Below are 19634 nucleotides of genomic sequence, written 5' to 3' on the forward strand. Positions count from 1 at the left end.
TTTAGTTAGTTTTTTAGTTACAATGGTCTGTTAGAGAATTTATCCATGCTCTAATAAGGTTTATGCCCTCTGCATGATTAATTGTTCTACCCAGTAATGGCATTCTTGCTGATTCTGATGTTGTAGATATTCTATAGTAGAGCATAGAATTATCTGAATCACCAGGCATAACAATTTTTGAATTTGGTATTAAAGGAGTGTCAGGGTCAACACAGACACCTAAGTTATAAGGGTCATAGGTGTCTTGGTAAGCAAATCGCATTGGTCTGTAATCGCAATGCCCACCATCTGTATGGCAGTGTGCGCAATTAATATCTAAATAAGATCGGGCTCTAGACTCTAAAGAATTACTATCATCGTCCCAGTTTACAACAGTATCTATATCTGCAGGTAAGTTGTTTTCTAAGTAGCCAACTTCTATTAATTTAGATAGCTGATTAGAAATACCGTCAGAAAAAGCATAATCTTTATTAAGATTTTGAGGCTTAACACCTATAGGTTTTTCAGCAGTATCTTGATGATGACAAGTGAAACATTCAGCTCTAGAAGGGATGCGGTAATTCGTATTTAATGTGTTTCCATCTTCGGTCCAAGTCATATTGATAAAACCACCATCTTCAGAATAATATGCCTCGGTTTGCTCATCATTCCACACGTATTGTGCAAAATCCCAACCATCGGTTTTTCTGTACATAAGACGTGTTTCAATAATATAAGTAGAATTACTAGGTGCAGTGTTTTCGTAGAAGAAGCTTTTAATTATAACAGTTCCTACTGGGAAATTTAAATTAGAATAGTCATCAACATAGCTGGCTTTGACTCCGTTGGGCATCCAGATAAAACGTTTTTTGTGAGCGTAATCTGTAAAAAGAGGAGTAATAGTTTCGTATGGTAAAACACCAAATGTTGGACTTAAATCTTTGAGGTCACCTTCAAAAAAGTTATACTCAGATAAGGTATTGAAAGGTGTTTCTCCAGTAAACATAGTCACTTCAGAAAGTGTTGTAATTGTAATTGAAATACTTTCTGTTTCACAATTATTATTGTTATCACACACAGTGTATTGAAGCTCTTCAGTTCCTACGACATTAGGATTAGTAGTGTATATAATACTTTGAGTATTTAAGGGAGATGAGGTATTGTTGATAGTTACTGTTCCGCTTTGAGGTGTAGAAATTGTCAATTGCCCATCTTCAGGTATGTTAGAATCGTTAGCAAAAATGAAAATTTCAATTTGAGAATTTTGAGATAGGGAAACAGAATCGGGTTGTGTTTCTATACTAACAGGAGTAATACTACTGTCATCTGATCCACAAGAAAACAGAATACAACAAACCAATAAATTTAGCAGGTAATTTTTTTTCATAAATGTTGTTAAGTGTAACCTTTAATAAGACAATTAAGTTCTTAAAAGTCCTACCAAAATTTAAAAAATTAAGCTAAATCTACTGTTTTTTTAGACAAATAGAGTTTTTATTTGAATATATTGTATTTCAAGAGGAAAAAGCGATTCAAAAACTTAAACCTCAAATACTTGTTGAATCCAAAATATAGATACACTAAAAACATCGGGATAAGTATGGCCAAAAGCTTATTTTTCTTGTAAAGAACAGGCTTTATTTTAACCAAGTACCTAAAGTATTTTTCAGGTGTCATTAAGAAGCTTACTAGCTCCCTTATAGGGTTCTTTATTTTAGGCGGTTTATAAGAAATGCCCACTTTGTTGTGTCCTACATTTTGATAGAAGCCTTTACTTAAAGTTTCTAGAAACTTTAATTTTCTGTTGGTTTGAAATAGTCCAATTCTAAGTGCAAGTTTTGATATAACTTCTTGCATCATATCTTGATCATAACAGATGTGTTCTAAACGCTCTAATAATGATTTATGTAAAGAGAACATCTCATCTTGATGACTACTTATGTGATTTTCATAAAGCCATTTTTCCTCTGGCTGATGGAATTCTAAGGTAAAGTTTTCAGCATCTAAGCTATAGTCTAATGTGCTGCCATGGTCTGCAGCAGAAAATTGTTCGTAGAGTTGCTGGTTGGCCATTAGTATAGCATCAGAGTAGTCTGTATATGGCATTACAGACGAGATAAGGCCATAACGTTTTGTTTTAGGTTGAATATCATAAATCTCTCCAAGCCCTAAATAATATCCAGTTACGGGTATTTCATGATTAAAAAACTCATAAATAGCCTCTTGCATTGTTCCGCCCCAACCGATGTCCACAAGTGATATTCCTTCATTTTCTATATCTGCATTAAAAGATTGAATATAGGCTTTAAATGCATTATGGCTCTCGACTCTGTGTTGGTCATAATAATTCTTAAACAACTCATTTTTCTTAACATCTGAGAAAACGGGAGAATCAAAAAAACCTTCTATAATACTGTCACCTTCAATATTAAGCTCTATAAAGATTTGTTTTCTGAGGGATTCCGGACAATTTACAGCAACCAAGAAATCATCTAGTGATAGATTTTTATACTTTTTAGAAAGGAATACGAAAGGTTCTTCATCAATTTCTTTTAATGACATCTGAAGTGCAGCGTGTCTAGAAATTTTTAAATAGTGAGTTTTTATTTTTTTGCCCTCATCAATTTTCGCATAATCCTGATAAGAGTCAAAAAGCTTTTTGAGGTATTGCCCTTCTCTAGACAAAAAGAAAAGATTTTTTAGATTCTTTTTATGGGCTACCTCGTAAATTCTTTCAATAAAAACATGATAAAAAATAATGTATTCGGTATAGGGAATAGCACTTTTTTTGTGACAAGTTTTATAGATGTTATTTAAGACTTTTTTTAATGACTTTTTATCATTACCAAAATTATTACGCTTATTTCTCTTTAGATATTTTTTATGAGGCAGATTATAGGCGTTAAGTCCATTCTTTTTAGCGTTTATGTAATCACTGCTTTCATTATCACCAATCATTATAGCCTCATTAGGGTTGATTGATAATTCTGACATTATAGGTTGGTAAATAGTACCTTTATGCTTACTTTTTTCTAATTCTGCTGAGCTATAAATACCGTCAAATAAATCAAAAATACCATGATGTTTTAATAATTTTTCGAAAAGCGTTTTGGAACCATAGAAATCTGAAATTAAATATATTTTTCCTCCGTTAGATTTAAAATATTTTAATGTATTAACAACAGCTTCGTTTAGATATTGAACACTTGATTCTGCCCTTACATCTACACTTTCAAAAAGATTGATGAAATCATCCTTTTCATCTAATGTTATTATTTCTTCATTAATTAAGCGTTTGCTTATTTCGTTCTGAAGTGTTTTATAAGGAATTTCTACATCCTCTTTTTTTAGCTTTTTTATTAGATATCTTGTGGATTCTTGACGAATAAAATAAAGTTCATCTATAGATATGGAGAGACCAAGCTCTCTAATCATAAGCTTTGCCCAAATTCTTTGTACATAATTTGGGTGTACATGCCTGTGTACAATAGTATCGTAATAATCCGTAAAAAGAAATTTTATATTCTTTTCCTTGAGTTGTCTATGTAATTGGTTAAGTGACAAATAAGATAATTTGGTTAATAGCTAATTTGAGGGTTATCCTTTCACTTTTTCTTTTGTTCTATTTGGTAACACATCAAAATCCATATTGTATAATGTAAAACCAAATATATCTGCATATTGTTCAATAGTTTTACTTACAGGAGTTCCAGCTCCGTGTCCAGCATCTGTTTCAATTCGTATCAACACAGGGTTATCTCCTGCTTGTTTTTCTTGTAACTCAGCAGCAAACTTAAAACTATGAGCAGGCACAACACGATCATCATGATCTCCTGTTGTGACTAACGTTGCAGGATATTCTACACCTTCTTTCACGTTGTGTACAGGTGAATAGCCTTTAAGATATTCAAACATTTCTTTACTGTCTTCAGCAGTACCATAATCATAAGCCCAACCTGCACCAGCAGTAAATGTATGGTAACGCAACATGTCTAAAACTCCAACAGCAGGTAATGCCACTTTCATTAAATCTGGACGCTGAGTCATTGTAGCTCCAACTAAAAGACCTCCGTTTGAGCCACCTCTTATGGCCAAATAATCTGATGAGGTATATTTATTATCTATAAGATATTCTGCTGCAGCAATGAAGTCATCAAACACATTTTGCTTTTTTTGTTGTGTTCCAGCATCGTGCCATGCTTTTCCATATTCCCCACCTCCACGTAAGTTAGGAACAGCATAAACACCACCTTGTTCCATCCAAACAGCATTTGCAATGCTAAAGCTAGGTGTTAAAGACACATTAAAACCTCCGTAACCGTATAAAATAGTTGGATTTTTTCCATTCAATTCTATACCTTTTTTATGAGTAATAATCATCGGAACTTTAGTCCCATCTTTAGAGGTGTAGAATATTTGTTTACTCTCGTAGTTGGAAGGATTGAAATCTATACTAGGTTTACGGTACAATTCGGAAGTTCCGTTTTCTATATCATATTTATAAATACTTCCTGGAGTTACATAGTTGGTAAATGAATAGTAAAGCTCATTTTCTTCCTTTTTAGCTCCAAAACCACCAGCACTACCAACACCTGGTAATTCTACTTCTCTAACTAATTTGCCTTCGTAATCGTATTGTAAAACTTTTGAAACAGCATCTACCATATATTCAGCAAAGAAATATCCACCACCTGTAGATGGACTCAATACGTTTTCAGTTTCTGGAATAAAATCCACCCAGTTTTCAGGTTTTGGGTTTGAAGCGTCAACTGTAACAATCTTTTGATTAGGAGCATTAAAATTAGTCATGATGTAGAGTTTAGAACCTACATTCTCTATGATATTGGAATCTGAATCCGTATGACCTAAAATTTCAATGAAAGGAGCATTGTCTTTGGTTAAATCTTTAATATATAGTTTATTGCCAGAAGTTGAAATTCTAGGAGTAATAACTAAGTAGCGATCATCTTCTGTAACACCACCATAGATATAGCGATGCTTTTCTTCTGGTATTCCTCCGTAGATAAGTTGATCTTCAGATTGTTTTGTACCTAATTTGTGATAATATACTTTATGTTGATCTGTTTTTGCAGAAAGTTCACTTCCTTCAGGTTTATCATAGCTTGAGTAGTAAAACCCTTCGTTTTTGTACCACGACATACCACTGAATTTTATATCTACCAAAGTATCTTCAATTATCGCTTTGGTTTCGGTATCCATTATCAAGATTTTTCTCCAATCACTTCCACCTTCAGATATTGAATACGCTAAGGTTTTACCATCTTTAGAAAAACTAGTCCCACCTAGAGAAATAGTACCATCTTCTTTAAATGTATTTGGATCTAAGAAAACTTCTGCTGTACTAGGGTCTTCACCAGTTTTGTATCTATAGATAACGTATTGATTTTGCAATCCGTCATTTTTATAGTAATAAGTATAGTCACCTTCCTTAAATGGAGAACCTATTTTTTCATAGTTCCAAAGTGACGTGAGGCGATCTTTTAATTCTTTTCTGTAAGGGATATGGTCTAAATAACCAAAAGTAACTTCATTTTCGGCTTTTACCCAAGCTTCGGTATCCGCACTTCGGTCATCTTCTAACCAACGGTAAGGGTCTTTTACAGTTTCACCAAAATAGGTATTTACAGTATCTACTTTTTTTGTTTCAGGATAATCTACAGATATAATTTGCTTCACTTTTTCAGTTTCGTTTTTACATGAAATAAAAATACTTAGTAATGTAGCAAATAGAATAAGTTTTTTCATAATTAGTCATTTTGAAATATAACATCGTTAATCTCAAAGATAAGTATTAATCTATATCGATTATCATCAACAACCCTTAAACATTAAGCATTATCGAGATTCCGAATATATATACAAAACAACTAGGTGGTGAAATAATTAGTTGAAATACATAAAATTAAGGCTGTTTTGAGAGAAAATACAGCGCTTATGTAATTTTTAAACTAAAGAATTCTTAACTAAGTATTCTGCTATTTGAACAGTATTGGTTGCGGCTCCTTTTCTAAGGTTATCACTAACCACCCACAAATTAAGTGAATTTGGTTGTGAACCATCTCGACGTATACGGCCAACAAAAACATCATCCTTACCGTTAGCATACATTGGCATAGGGTAAGTGTTTGTTTCTAAATTATCTTGAACGGTTACACCATCAGTTTCCTCAAGCAATCTTCTAACTTCTGCTAGGTCGAAATCATTTTCAAACTCAACATTCACCGCTTCACTATGGCCGCCCGCAGTAGGTATTCTAACCGCAGTCGCAGTAACAGCTATAGTATTATCGCTCAGAATTTTTTGAGTTTCTCTAACCAATTTCATTTCTTCTTTGGTATAGCCATTTTCTTCAAAAACATCACAATGTGGAATGGCATTTTTATGAATAGGATAGTGGTAAGCCATATCACCTTCTTTACCTAAGATTTCATTTTCCATTTGTTCTACAGCTTTTACACCAGTACCAGAAACCGATTGATAGGTTGAAACCACAATACGTTTTATTTTATATTTTTTATGAAGTGGAGCTAAAGCCATAACCATTTGTATGGTTGAGCAGTTAGGATTAGCGATAATTTTATCTTCTTTAGTAAGCTGATTGGCATTAATTTCTGGAACTACCAGTTTTTTTGAAAGATCCATTCTCCAAGCTGAAGAATTATCAATAACTGTTGTACCTACTTCGGCAAATTTTGGAGCCCATTCTAAAGATGTGCTACCACCAGCCGAAAATAGAGCTATATCTGGACGCTTTTCAATAGCAGTTGGAATGCTAATAACTTCGACATCGTTACCTTTGTAAGACATTTTTTTTCCTACGGAACGTTCTGAAGCTACTAATAATAATTCATCAATTGGGAAATTGCGCTCTTCTAATACTTTAAGCATTACATTTCCTACTAAACCTGTTGCGCCTACAACTGCTACTTTCATTTTTGTGATTTAAGTTAAATTCTAAGTCAAAATTACATAAAAAAAAGACCTTAGTTTTAAATAATTTAGGTCTTTTAACAACAAATAACAAAATGTTATTTATTTAACTATTGAAAAGAAAAACCTAGACTTTCATCTAGGTTTGGTTAAAAATATGTAGTGTAGCGGTGTCGCTATACGTGTTTATTTTTTTAGAGAGTCTCTAATTTCGATAAGTAAATCAATTTCAGAAGGTCCTTTTGGTGCTTCTGGAGCAGGCTCTTCTTTCTTCTTCATTTTGTTAACACCTTTTACAACCATAAACATTACAAATGCTACAATTATAAAATCAATAACGTTGGTTAAAAATGTACCATATTCTAACCATACTTCTCCTACCATTTCTCCAGCGTCATTCATAGTACCATCTTCTAATTTAAGTCTTAAGTCTTTAAAGTCAGAATTAAATATTAATCCGATTAATGGCGAAACAATACCGCCTGTAAATGAAGAAACCACTTCTTTAAAAGCAGCACCCATTACAAAACCTACAGCAATGTCTACAAGGTTGCCCTTCATTGCAAATTCCTTGAATTCTTTTAACATAATTTAGTGTTTAATAGTTAGTGTTAATGAGACACTAAGTTAAATAAAAAAGTCACAAAGCACAGAAAAAGTTATTCATATATAAATTCACGTTTTACACGCTGAGATATAGCAGTTAAAATTTCATAAGAAATAGTACCAGCAGATTCTGCGATTTCATTAGCTCTGTGTGTGCCATCAAATATTACAACTTCATCACCTTCTTTACAATCAATGTCAGTGACGTTTACCATAATCATGTCCATACAAACGTTACCAATAATGTAGGCTTTTTGATTATTGATATAAACAAATCCTTTTTTCTTACCATAAACTCTTGTAATACCATCTGCATGACCAATCGGTATTGTAGCAGTTTTTTCAAATCCATTAGAGATATAAGCCCTATTATAGCCAACAGATTCTCCTTTTTCTATGTTATGAATTTGAGAAATCACGGATTTTAAACTCGCTATAGGTTTTAGGTTTTGGTCTTCTTTTACTGAATTTCCAAATCCGTATAGCCCAATACCGCTTCTTACCATATCAAAATGGGCATTTTTATAATTGATTATACCCGATGTGTTACACATATGAACCCAAGGTTTATAACCTATTTGGGTTTTAAAATTATCGATTATTGAGTTGAACCTTTGTATTTGTTGATTGGTAAAATCGGCTTCTTTAAGATCTTCGCTGGCTGCTAAGTGTGAAAAAATGGATTTTACCTTTACCGCAGAAGTTTCTTTTAATCTTGGAACAATAAAATCTACATCGCTTTCCCAAAATCCTAAGCGATTTAAACCTGTATTGAATTTTATATGTACAGGATAATCGGTTTGAGCATTTTCTTCTGTTACAGCAACAAACTCATTTAAAACTTTGGCGCTATATAAACTAGGTTCTAAACATCGCTCTATTATAGTTTTAAAGTTTATGGGCTGAGGATGCAACACCAAAATAGGTTTGGTAATTCCAGCATCCCTTAAAACAACACCTTCTTTAGTATAGGCTACGGCAAAATAATCTACATCCATTTTTTGGAGATGTTTGGCTATTTCAACAGAGTCACTTCCGTAAGCAAAAGCTTTTACAACAGCTAGAAACTTGATTCCTGGTTGTAATTTCGATTTTAAGTAATTGAAGTTATGAGTTAGTGCTCGTAAATCAATTTCAAGAACAGTTTCTCTAACTTTCGGCATTAGAATTTTTGTCTTTAGAGTTGATTTCTTCAGGGTCGTTAACTTTCATCTGTCTTACTTTGTCTCTCAACATACTTTTATAAAACGCAGCTCTACTCAAAGGTTCGTATTCTTCAACTTCACCGAGTAGAACTAGATCGTCACTTTTAGATTTTCTATAGCTGTATTGTGCCAAATTACCTGTTTTAGTACAGATGGCGTGTACTTTGGTAACATACTCTGCCGTTGCCATAAGGTAAGGCATTGGACCAAAAGGGTTACCTTTAAAATCCATATCTAAGCCAGCTACAATAACACGAATACCTTTGTTGGCCAAATCATTACAAACTCTAACAATTTCATCATCAAAAAACTGAGCTTCATCAATACCAATAACATCACAACCATCGGCTAAAATAGGTATGTTGGCTGCTGCTGGCACAGGTGTAGAACGTATTTCGTTAGCATCATGAGACACAACCATTTCGTCATCGTAGCGCACATCTACAGCAGGCTTAAAAATTTCAACTTTTTGTCTTGCAAATTTGGCGCGCTTTAATCTGCGAATGAGCTCTTCGGTCTTACCAGAGAACATCGATCCACAAATCACCTCAATCCAGCCAAATTGTTCTTTATGATTTACCGTATTTTCGAGAAACATTTTGTAATTTTAGCACTAAAACGTAGTGAATATTCGTTTGTATAAAGGTCAATCAAAAATATTAAAAATCAAAAGTAATTAGGACGAAACATCTGCTATTTATTTTTACACAGCAATAGGAATAGCTTTAAAGATGTTTCATGTGAACTTACTAATCAAAAAATAATACCACATGAAGAAGAAATTAGAATCAGAATTAGTTAGTATAGCGCACAGGATTCTAAAACTCAAAGGAAGAGAGGATGTAGATAGAATGCACGAAGAGGTTTCTAAGCTATACGAAAAACTTACCGTTTTAAAATTTGCGCACGAGAATTTTGAAGATGATAAACCAACCATAGGTAATGACTCTTCATTCTTTGATATGCTTGATACTGCTTTTAACAACAAGATTAGTGACAATATTGAAGTTGAAAACAGAACCTATATTAATCTAGATGAAGTTGAAGACGATGGTATTATGGAACCAGTTATGGACAAAATAAAAAATATGGTTGCCCATATGCCAGAGCATGTAGAGGAGGTTGATGAGGTTTTAGAAAATATAAAACCAATAGAAGAAAGTCATACCATAGAGTTTGAAAGCATCACTTCAGACTTTGCAAATATGCCAGAATTTGAGCCTTTGACTGATGCCAAAAAACGAGAAGAGGAAAACAAGCAAAAATCACTAAATGATAGACTAAAAGGTCAAAGCTTACAAATAGGTCTAAATGACAAACTTGCTTTTATTAAGCATTTGTTTGAAGGCAAAAATGAAGACTATGACCGTGTAATTTCTCAAATTAATACTACACATACATTAGGTGAGGCTCGTACGTTGATCTTAGAAATGGTAAAACCAGATTATAATAACTGGGATGGCAAAGAGGAGTACGAAGAGCGTTTTATAGAAATTATTGAAAGTAAATTTAATTAAACTTACTTTCAATAATTCAAGTACACATAACCGACTTTTGGCTCTGCAAAACCATCTATTTCTAAGACGTAGAAATAAGTTCCTACAGGTAATATTTTAGAGGTTTTAAGAACACCCATATTAGCGGTACCATCCCAAGTATTTATATAACCAGATGCTTCATAGATCTGAACTCCGTATCGGTTGTATATCTTAAGGACATTGTCTGGATAATCTTCAATACAAGGAATTACTAATACATCATTATCACCATCAATATTAGGAGAAACCCCTTGAGGTATAATTAAACAATTTGAAATATCTACTGATGCAGAATCTTCATCATTAAGGTCGTTTCTGTCTGGCTCATTAATACTATTTAAAATAGCAACATTCGTAAGGTTTGAAGAAGAAATAACTACAGCTGTTAATGTTAATGTTTCACTACTATTAGCATTTAGATAAGGAATATGCCATGTGTAACTAAGGTTATCAAATGTCCCAAAACTTACATCTGCAGAAACAAATTCATAACCTTGAGGAAGCATATCAATGATTTCTATTAATGTTGCAGCAGTTGTTCCCCAATTAGTTGCAGTTATTGTAAAGTTAACCTCTTCACCAAAAGAAACCATTTCTGGTTCTACGGTTTTCGAAATTCCAATATCGACATTAGAAGTATCTTCAATAACATTTAATGTAGCACTGGTTTGGGTAGTATCTATATTGTTCTGATTAGAGAAATTCTGAGAGTTGTTTAAATATGTCCCGATTTGGTCAGAGGTTACCATTACCGAGAACGTACAACTTTCTACACCAACCGGAAATATAAGATTTTCAACTCCAACAAAGTCGTCTCCAATGCCTCCAATAAAATCTGCGGTACATCCATTAGATAAAATCCAGTCAGGTGAACCAGAAAGTATAACTCCTAAAGGTAAGTTGTCAGTAAATGAAACATTATTTTGTGCAGGGTTGGAATTTGTATTGTAAATAGTAAATGTTAATTCACTCTCACTACCTTCAATAATTGTCTCAGGGGTAAAAGATTTCTCTAATCGAGGACCAATAACCTGAACACTGTTAATAGAGATATTTGTCTCAGGTGTAAGTTCTTCATTATTTGCAGGACTAGGTATAGCTTCAGCAATATTATTGAAAGCACCTCCAAAATTTGGGGCACTAACAGGTATATTTATAGTAACTGTAGAGCCAGCTTCCATAATTGGGATTATTCCTGAAATAAAATTTCCAGAAACACTAAAGCTTGATGAGCAAGTAGCATTTCCTGAAGTAACGGTACATGTTGGTGTGCCAGTAATTGTAAAAACAGAATTTAATGTATCTTCAAAAAGTACATCAACGGCATCAGAGCTAGTAACACTATTAGTAACATCTACAATCCAGTTGAAAGAATCATTTGTGTTCACGATACTAAATTCAGGATAAGTTTGAACCACGAGATCTACACAAGGTGCAAAAAAAGTGTTAACTGAAGCAATATTATTTCCTTGAGACGCATCTACAATATTGTCGTTTACATAATTAACACGAACAATATTAGTTCCTATAATTGGCTGGAAGGAACATTGCGGTTCCCAATTAACAGTTACAGTAAATGTAACAGAACTATTAGCCGCAAGTACCCAATTGTCCTCAGGTAATATTTCCCAAAAGGCATCAAAACTACCATCTTCAGTTATTCCATCGTGAGTTACACCAATATTGGCATTTTGAATATCAAAACAAGAAGCTGTTCCTGTAGTTCCAGTGCACTCAACGTTAATAAGAGTTCCAGAAATGGAAACATCACTACTAGATGGTACAGGCATGTGGTCTAAAACTTGTATTAATTCGTCTGTTTCACCAGAATTAGTTACGGTAATCTCATAGGTAATTTCACCCCATTCAGTTGTATTTGAGGTAGATCCGCCAATTGGTAGTTGTGGGCTTATTTGAGTTTTTGTGACTTGAAGATCTTGATCATCAATGTCGCAAGGTTCTTCAGCAGGTAATACTAAATCATTAAAGAAATAATTATTATCAAGGTTAATATCAACGGCTTGAGTTGGAAGAATTACGATTTGACTTTTTATTGAAGCATCAACCAAATGTGGCAAATGATTACATGGTGGCTCAACAAATACAACAATAGTTTCTATAGTTATCGTTGTATTAGGTTGAAGAGTAAACTCATTAGTAACCCATAGTTGACCATTATCTGATATGAAGAAGTCGTTACAATCTACTGGTCCTGTAGTTCCCAAACAATTTATTGAGATAATATCCCAGTCTACATTAGCAGAAAGGTTTTGAAGGAAAAACATCATAGGAACTTCAGAAGGTCCGTTGTTACAAACTGTAGTTTCAAAAGTAACTTGCTCACCATATTCTATATTCACTGTATCAACTGGGTCAATAATTGTAGTTTCAATACAGGCATCTGTTAATGGACACTGTTCTGGGTTTAATAAGTTAGTTTCTACTAAATTTGAGGTGTTTGAAGAAACATTATTATGGTTTAAATTAATTTCAATAAAACTATTAACACTCATAGGTGAGGGGTTTTCCGCACATGAATAATTTGAATATTGATATACCACCTCAAAAGAAACACTACCTCCAGAGGTTATCATAAAAGAACTGAGTATTGAGAAAATATTTGATGCAGTATCAGTGGTTGAGCCAGATACAGTGGCAAAAGAAGTGTTTAAGCTAGATAGTTCAGGACATAATGTACCGTTTGTACTTCCAATACATTCCAAAGATATAAAACTAGCAAATGGCATACCATTATCGGGCGATGAAGATAGCATTAGTTTGCCTTGTGTAATTCCTACAGGAAAATCAATGGTACTATTATTTGTTATGGTAAACTGATAAGTAACTTCATCTCCCCAGTTATCAATTGATGTTCCTGGTGTAGGTTGAGTTTGACTATGGGTCACGGAAATATCAATAACAACATCTAAAACATCTATAGAAATTATAGATTGGTTGTTGTCTGTATTTGTGTCTGTTGTGCCATCAGGAGTACTAACAATTCCATTAGCAGCAATACCACCCAAATTAGTTGGTGCTATTACCTCAACTAAAAGCTCAACGCTACCATTATTGGGCATAGAGGCAATTGTTGCTGTTAGTATATTTGAGTTTATGCCTATGTTTGAGAAGTCTGATGCACCTCCTGTATTATTTTGTGAACTAGTTGAAGTTATATCTAAATCGGCATCAAAACTTACCGAGATACTAGCGTCATTAACTGCGTTTCCAGAGTTTGAAACGGTGACTAAATACTGAAAATTTTGATAAATATTTATTTGAGATATAGCTGCACCACTTAGGTCTTGGGCTTCAATATTAATAGATAAGTCTGTGGTTTGGCTGTATGCTTGAGAACATATTAAAAAAATTAGAAGAAAGCGGAAAAGTTTTGAAATCATAAATAGATTTAACTAGTTTAAAGAGAAAATAATAACTCGTTAATATAACAGGTAAGTTAGTAATTTTCCTACTATAACCATCGAATTTATTTTATAGATGCAAAATACTCCCAACAGTTGCGTCTATAATAATTATAAAGATTGTAATTTTGGTTAACAATTTTAAAGACATGAAGCTATTTCTGGTACCAACACCTATAGGAAATCTTAAGGATATCACTTTTAGAGCAATTGACGTTTTAAAAGAAGTCGACTTAATTTTGGCAGAAGATACCAGAACTTCAGGAAAGCTTTTAAAGCATTTTGAAATTTCCACACACATGCAAAGTCACCACATGCACAATGAACATAAAACGGTGGATCACTTAATCGAGAAACTAAAATCGGGAATGACAATTGCTGTGATTAGTGACGCGGGAACACCAGCCATTTCCGACCCTGGATTTTTATTAGTTAGAGCCTGTGTAGAAAACAATATTGAGGTTGAATGTTTACCCGGAGCAACAGCCTTTGTGCCAGCATTGATAAATAGTGGTTTGCCTAACGATAAGTTTGTGTTCGAAGGGTTTTTACCTGTAAAGAAAGGCCGCCAAACCAGATTGTTACTTTTAGCAGAAGAAACCCGAACTATGATTTTTTACGAAAGTCCACATAAGTTAGTAAAAACCTTAGGACATTTCTGTGAGTATTTTGGTGAAGATAGACCAGTTTCTGTATCGAGAGAACTTACCAAACTTTATGAAGAAACCGTTAGAGGAACAGCAAAGGAAGTTTTAGAACATTATACCAACAAACCACCAAAAGGCGAGATTGTTATTGTGGTTGGTGGGAAGAAATAGTGATTTCTCAAATAAACCACCTGATCCACAAAAAGGGTCAAAGATTCTATTTATTTGTCATTTTTGTTTAAGTTATTATTAGAAAATAAGCTAAAGAATTTCTTTATAGGAAGCTTATTAAAAAAATCACCCAAGGCTTCAATTTTATGATTTGGTATTCCTTTTAACTGATGAACCATGACTATTATCCACACCAGAAAAATAATAAAACAACCTCCCAAAATTAGTGCAATAACTACTGATACAGATTTAAATATTTCCATTACTCTTTAAATTTTAAGCCAAATTAAATCAAGTAATTATAGCTAGCTGTGACATGGTTTATTTAGGTTTACAATTCAAAGCTAATTAGACTAATTAGTTTTTACAATTGTCATAGCTTAAATAATTTCTTGCTATTTTAAATGAAGCAATTATAATTACTGAGATATGGCTTTGCCAATATCATAAATAGAACTATATTTTAAAAGGACACAAAAAAACCTCACCATTTCTGATGAGGTTTTTTAACATTAAAATATATGAGAAATTAAGTTATTTTAATCTTTAATCTCAACTGTATTTCCTGAGATCCAGGTTTTGTTTTCATCTCCATAGTAAAGGTAAGCAGTACTTGCAGGTGCTTGGTAGTGGCCAGCAATATCAGCTTTTAGGTCGAGTCTAATATTTTTGATTTCTGAGGCTTTAAATTCTCGCCAGTAAAACACCAGATAATTATCAAAAATCTCATAAAAAGCAATCTTGTTTTCTTCTAAAATCTTTTTTAGTTGCCAAGGTTGAGCTGTTGTTCCAGATGGTATGCCAACAATTGTGGTTACCATGCCTAAGGCTTCTGCATTGGTGTTTGCCACAGAGATATTAAAACTCACATTATCGCCAACCGTGTGGTTTTGTCCAGTAATTGTTGTTTCGAGTTGTAATGGACAAGCCCTTGAACTATCTGGTAACGTGCTATCCCAATTCACATTCAAAGTATAAGGAAATGTTGCCTTCGGGTTATTAAACTTAACTGCAATGGTCTGTTTTCCTTGTTGTAGATAGTTCTCAAAACCGTTAATGGTAATTTTCCCATCGTCTGAAAGTTCTAATTTTTTAGTTATCGATTTACCATTTACTATCAGAGTAATGTCATCGTTTTCCTTAAGTATTTTTTGCTTTTGACTTTTTGTGTAATTAATCAGAGCTTTAAGAGCCATAGCAGTTGCTTGTGTAGAGCCAAAACGGTTGTGTTTACGTTGTTTAATGAGATAATCTACACCTTCTGTTACGAGCACTGTATTTTCGTTTTTCTCGTCCATTAAAGCTAATACTGTAAGCGCTACGGTTTCTATCTGTTTTGAGTTACCGTAAGATCTGGTAATTGTATTTTCTACAGGTATTTTCTCAAAACCATACTCCTCAATATTTGCTTTTATTTTGGCTAAAAGTGTTTTAAAGTTCTCTTCTTTATTGAGGTTATGACTTGCCATGGCTAGTAATGCCATTTTATAAGTATCATTACTTTTTATAGCATCTGCATAGGCTGTGTTATACTCTAGCATATAATCTGCATTGACACCAGATTCGCTTAATGCATAGACAATGTAAGCATTGGCAACATCTGTTGGTGAACTAGCAAAACTATCATAGCCTTTTTTACTTTTTTTGAAACCACCTTTACCGTCTTTTCGGCTTAAAAGCCAATCTACAGTTCTGGAAATCATTTTGTCGCTTACACCATCATATACCTCTTTCATTTCGGTAAATTCCAAAATACCATAAGCGGTTAAGGTTTCGTGTGGCGGAGTATGACCAAACCATTCAAAACCACCTTCAGAAGTTTCAAAACCAATAAGCCTTTTATAGCCTTGTTTTATAAAATCTAGGGCTTTAGCTTCAATTTCAGGATTACTTTTGCCAGATTCCTTTAGGTATTTTAAGACCATAATATTCGGATATGTTGAAGATGATGTTTGCTCAAAACACCCGTAAGGCTGACGGATTAAAGACTCAATACCATCCATAACATCACCTACAATGTCTGTATAAATATTAAATTCTGTAGTAACGCTATTTTTAACAGCGTGGTTAATTTCAAAGTCAAACGTTTGAGTTTCTGAACCAGACAATGATAAAGAAGTTGGAAAATAAGGGCTTAAAATTGTTACCTTTTTCTTAATGATATCTTTATAATCTTCAGATTCTGCCAGAATGGAAATGTCTAAGTCTTTACCTTTTTCAAGAGGTATAACTTTTAAGGTTTTGGTGACAGCGTTTTTAGCTTCCACGTTTAGTTTTTCATCAATAGACGATACCAATTTTAAATGTTCAGGCAATAGAAACTTTAAATTAGTTTCCATGGCTTTTTCAGTTTCATTTGTAATGGTAATTGGTAATGAAATGGTATCGTTTAGCACCATATAATTAGGTGTTTTAATGTCTGTGTTCAACAGCTTTTTTGTAGCGTATAATTTGTCAGCTTTGCCTACAAGGCCATTATAACCAATGCCTTCAGCAGAAATTTTAAACGACGTTACAGCATCAGAATTATAAAATTCAATTTCGGCAATACCATCAGCATTGGTTTGTATTACAGGATTCCAGTATATGGTTTGTCTAAAATCGGTACGCTCTTCTGGTAGATTTTTTCCTTCATAGATTGGCATGTAGAAACTTCTTGGAGTGTCTATGTGGTTTTGATTATAGTGGTAAAATTGCTTTACAGCATAGTTTTTATAATCTCGGTTATTTAATCGTTTTGTGGCTCCTTTATAATAAGGGTAGCTATCGTTTTTGGTGGTAATGATAATAACTCCGTTAGAGCCTCTGCTACCATAAATGCCAGTTGCAGCAGCATCTTTTAGGACTGTTACGCTGTTTATTTGTTGAGGGTTGATGTCGCTCAAAGCAGATCTATCGTAAGGCACACCATCTACCACAACAAGAGGTTCGTTATTACCAGAAACACTACCAAAGCCTCTAATTCTAACGTTTGGAGCACTACCAGGTTGTCCGCTACCATTTATTATGTTAACACCAGCCACTTCACCAGCCAAAGCATTCATTACAGAATTACCGTTTGATGCAATTTCTTCTTGTGAAATCACTGTCACAGAACCCGTAAGGCTTTCTTTACGTGTGGTGCCATAACCCACAACAACAACTTCATCTAAACCGTTTTCACTTTCTTGTAAGCCAACAGATATTTTTGCCTTTTGTTTAATAGTGTTTTGTAGTGGTTTTTCATTTTTGTCAAAAGACTTAATATTCTCTTTGTTTTCTACATTTTTAGTTGGTGTTTGGCTGTAGTATCTTCCTTCTTCTAAGGATGTTTCTTCAATAGTAACACGTTCTCCATTGTCTTTGTAAGCCAATAAAGTAAGATTGTAATTATTGTTGAATTTAAAAGCGAAAGAGCCATCTTCTTCGGTGTCAAAAACCAAAACTTTATTACCATCTCTATCAAAAAGCAGCAAATGTGCTTGTGTTGGTTTTCCTTTTTTGTTGAGCACAACACCTGTTTGTATAGCACTCTGTTCTGGTAGATATTGTGCATTTTCCTTAGTAACGGTAGGTGCATTGATATAGTCTCGCCAGCCATGAGTTAGCATCACATAATCTATTGCTGTTTTTGATTTTGGCTCTTTTGGATTCAAGTAAAAATCTGGTTTATGAATTTTTCCTTTCAATTCAGAAGACACCAATAAGTAAGATAAAATATGGTCTTGCTTGTCGTCAGCAAAGGACAGTAATTTATTATCTGCAACGGCTAATGATAAGTTTGCTGGAATAGGATTCTGCTTCTCATCGTATGTTTTTATAGTAAGTTTTACCTTTTCTCTGGTATTGTACAGCTCTTTATCTAGGCTGAGGTCTACATGAAGTTTTTTATGAGGATTTAGAAACACCAAACGCTCTGCGAATGTACTGCCATATTCATTTTTTAAACTGAATTTGGTAATGCCCATAGGATATTCTGAAGTGTTTAAGCTTATATTTTTTTTGAGACCGATTTCCTTTTTTAAGAGCAATGTACTTGCATTAGAAACCTCAAGAAATAAAGGTGTGCTATAGGTTGAAAAAATATCTAAATTGGAGGATAGACTATCGGTTGTAACAGAAAATCGAACACCATTTTCGTACACTTTTGGTAGCTGAATTAATTCCTCAGAACGAAAAGGTTCTGTAATCTTAGCATGGTAAACCTCGTCTTTAATTGGATTAAAATTGAAACTTCCCATGCCATCATGAAAACTTTCAAAATTTGAAATGGTTTCTCCTTGTGTATTAACAATAACGCCTTTGAGATCTACAGGTTTTCCAAATTCATTAAGAGCTTTAAAAGCAACTTTATTTAAAGTACCAGTTACAATCTTCCCGCTCTCTGGTAAAAACTGAAGATCAATAGTATTTAAAACCACTGGAACAGCTCTTGAGATAGATTCTGTTGTGCCTTTGTGGTATACCAAAGCGTTTAAAACAACATCAACGGACTCCAAGTCTTCTGGTAATGTAAAGCTAGGTTTTGCTTTGCCGTCTTTGTCTGTAACCACAACATCATTTATAATGTCTGTGCCTTTTACACTCACTTTATACGTAACTTCAGTATGCGATAAAGGTTGATTTTTTAAATCCTTAACTTCAAGATTTGCTATGACCTCAGAGGATTTTCCGTAGCCTTCTTTTTCGAATTTCAAATTAAGTAACAGCTTTGGTTTTACCACTTTCTGAATAGTAATTTTTTTCGTAAAAAATGAATCTTCACCATAATTACGCATCCAATTGGTGTAGCATTTTAAAGTGTAAATGCCACCAACCCAATCAGAGTTTATATCAAAATTTCCGTAAGCATATCCTTGTTTTACATTAAGATTTAAGGATGTTACAACAGCGCCTTTAGGCGAAATTAATTCCGCATGCATTACATCACTGATAGAAGAAATAGTATTGTCTGTACCTACGATGTAAGATTTAAACCAAATGGTTTCTCCAGGAAAATAGAACGGTCTGTCCGTTTGTGTGTATATCTTCTCTAATGGATTATTAAAGGCTTCAAAAGCTTTATAAGACAGCAACGTGAAGAAGCAAAGTCCGGCAATTACCAACAGTTTGGTGTTTTGTATAAGTTTTTTCATA

The 19634-nt window shown here is 33.7% G+C and carries 12 protein-coding genes; 2 read left to right on the forward strand and 10 right to left on the reverse strand.

The genetic code is table 11. The features are described 5' to 3' along the window. Window positions 1-13: 13 nt before the first annotated feature. From QGM60_RS13755 to QGM60_RS13785, 7 genes are all read right to left on the reverse strand, one after another. A complete protein-coding gene (locus tag QGM60_RS13755) occupies window positions 14-1366 on the reverse strand; it encodes an Ig-like domain-containing protein (protein WP_281140822.1) in 1353 nt (450 codons plus the stop codon). A 107-nt stretch (window positions 1367-1473) separates the two neighbouring features. Next, window positions 1474-3543: an HAD family hydrolase gene (locus tag QGM60_RS13760; protein WP_281140823.1), complete on the reverse strand. Its 2070-nt coding sequence runs from the start codon at window positions 3541-3543 to the stop codon at window positions 1474-1476. Window positions 3544-3576: 33 nt separating this feature from the next. Beyond that, window positions 3577-5745 (reverse strand): prolyl oligopeptidase family serine peptidase, encoded by a 2169-nt coding sequence (locus tag QGM60_RS13765; RefSeq protein WP_281140824.1) that lies wholly within the window; start codon window positions 5743-5745, stop codon window positions 3577-3579. A 198-nt stretch (window positions 5746-5943) separates the two neighbouring features. Continuing rightward, window positions 5944-6933, reverse strand: coding sequence for an aspartate-semialdehyde dehydrogenase (locus QGM60_RS13770; protein WP_281140825.1), 990 nt, complete (start codon window positions 6931-6933; stop codon window positions 5944-5946). A gap of 183 nt (window positions 6934-7116) precedes the next feature. Continuing rightward, window positions 7117-7518 carry a large-conductance mechanosensitive channel protein MscL gene (gene mscL, locus QGM60_RS13775; RefSeq protein WP_281140826.1) on the reverse strand — a complete coding sequence of 134 codons (402 nt, stop codon included), beginning with the start codon at window positions 7516-7518 and terminating at the stop codon, window positions 7117-7119. A gap of 71 nt (window positions 7519-7589) precedes the next feature. Then, window positions 7590-8699: an alanine racemase gene (gene alr / locus QGM60_RS13780; protein WP_281140827.1), complete on the reverse strand. Its 1110-nt coding sequence runs from the start codon at window positions 8697-8699 to the stop codon at window positions 7590-7592. Continuing rightward, window positions 8686-9339 (reverse strand): thymidine kinase, encoded by a 654-nt coding sequence (locus tag QGM60_RS13785; RefSeq protein ID WP_281140828.1) that lies wholly within the window; start codon window positions 9337-9339, stop codon window positions 8686-8688. The genes alr and QGM60_RS13785 overlap by 14 nt, the downstream gene beginning before the upstream one ends. Window positions 9340-9511: 172 nt before the next feature. Here QGM60_RS13785 and QGM60_RS13790 point away from each other — a divergent pair, with 172 nt between their 5' ends. Continuing rightward, a complete protein-coding gene (locus QGM60_RS13790) occupies window positions 9512-10258 on the forward strand; it encodes a hypothetical protein (RefSeq protein WP_281140829.1) in 747 nt (248 codons plus the stop codon). 8 nt (window positions 10259-10266) lie between these two features. Here the strand turns inward: QGM60_RS13790 and QGM60_RS13795 are convergent, their stop codons facing one another. Beyond that, on the reverse strand, window positions 10267-13680 hold the full coding sequence (locus QGM60_RS13795) for a gliding motility-associated C-terminal domain-containing protein (RefSeq protein WP_281140830.1): 3414 nt from the start codon (window positions 13678-13680) through the stop codon (window positions 10267-10269). A 170-nt stretch (window positions 13681-13850) separates the two neighbouring features. Between QGM60_RS13795 and rsmI the strand changes: the two genes are divergently transcribed. Continuing rightward, window positions 13851-14519, forward strand: coding sequence for a 16S rRNA (cytidine(1402)-2'-O)-methyltransferase (rsmI, locus tag QGM60_RS13800; RefSeq protein ID WP_281140831.1), 669 nt, complete (start codon window positions 13851-13853; stop codon window positions 14517-14519). A 50-nt stretch (window positions 14520-14569) separates the two neighbouring features. Here the strand turns inward: rsmI and QGM60_RS13805 are convergent, their stop codons facing one another. After that, complete coding sequence (locus QGM60_RS13805; RefSeq protein WP_281140832.1) at window positions 14570-14782, reverse strand: hypothetical protein; 213 nt, start codon at window positions 14780-14782, stop codon at window positions 14570-14572. A 276-nt stretch (window positions 14783-15058) separates the two neighbouring features. After that, on the reverse strand, window positions 15059-19633 hold the full coding sequence (locus tag QGM60_RS13810; RefSeq protein WP_281140833.1) for a TonB-dependent receptor plug domain-containing protein: 4575 nt from the start codon (window positions 19631-19633) through the stop codon (window positions 15059-15061). Window position 19634 lies beyond the last annotated feature (1 nt).

Origin of the sequence: Winogradskyella sp. SYSU M77433 (genome assembly GCF_029911945.1) — a bacterium.
In the GTDB taxonomy this organism is placed as follows: Bacteria; Bacteroidota; Bacteroidia; order Flavobacteriales; family Flavobacteriaceae; genus Winogradskyella.